The 735-nt window shown below is 58.8% G+C and carries 2 protein-coding genes; both read left to right on the top strand.

The window, feature by feature from the left end:
• Positions 1-28 precede the first annotated feature (28 nt).
• On the top strand, positions 29-511 hold the full coding sequence (locus ASF71_RS25885; protein WP_369815015.1) for a transposase: 483 nt from the start codon (positions 29-31) through the stop codon (positions 509-511).
• Positions 444-584, top strand: coding sequence for a hypothetical protein (locus ASF71_RS25340; RefSeq protein ID WP_369815012.1), 141 nt, complete (start codon positions 444-446; stop codon positions 582-584). The genes ASF71_RS25885 and ASF71_RS25340 overlap by 68 nt, the downstream gene beginning before the upstream one ends.
• The last annotated feature ends 151 nt before the right edge of the window (positions 585-735 follow it).

Raw genomic sequence — 735 nt, 5'->3', positions numbered from 1 at the left:
GCCTCGCGGCTATGACGGGGGCAAGAAAGTGAGTGGTCGGAAACGTCACCTGCTCGTCGACACCTTAGGGCTGGTCATGGCGATCAAGGTCCACGAGGCGGACATCCAGGACCGCATGGGCGCGATTCTTCTCCTGCGAGATCTCCCCAATGTCTTTCCTCGGATGGGGTACCTGTGGGCGGATGCGGGGTACACCGGGAAACTCGCTGGAGAGATCAASACGCATCTGGGCTGGACCATGGAGATCGTCAAACACGTACCTGTGGGCGGATGCGGGGTACACCGGGAAACTCGCTGGAGAGATCAASACGCATCTGGGCTGGACCATGGAGATCGTCAAACACCCTTGGTCGGGTTGGCAGGGTACYTGGGCACCAAAAGATGCACCTCCACAACACGTGGAGGTGCCGAAAGGATTTGTCGTCCTGAAGCGCCGTTGGGTGGTGGAGCGGACGTTCGCCTGGCTGGGGAAATCCAGACGCATGGCGAGGGACKACGAAGCCCTGGTTGAAACCGCTGAAAACMTCGTGTACGAAGTCATGATCCGTTTGATGGTACGTCGGCTGGCGAAGTCCCCGCCCTGACCTTTTTCAGACGCACTTTAGTAGTGCAGCCTCGGGGCACCCGACACTTATACTCAGGAGTTGCACCTGCATAAGACGAAAAAAGCGCTCCCAGACGCGAGAGTCTGGGAGTGTCGAAGTCACAGCCTCTCTGGGAGCGTGCCCGCATTCT

The organism is Deinococcus sp. Leaf326 (assembly GCF_001424185.1).
Classification (GTDB): Bacteria; Deinococcota; Deinococci; order Deinococcales; family Deinococcaceae; genus Deinococcus.
This window is presented reverse-complemented; position numbering and strand designations above follow the sequence as displayed.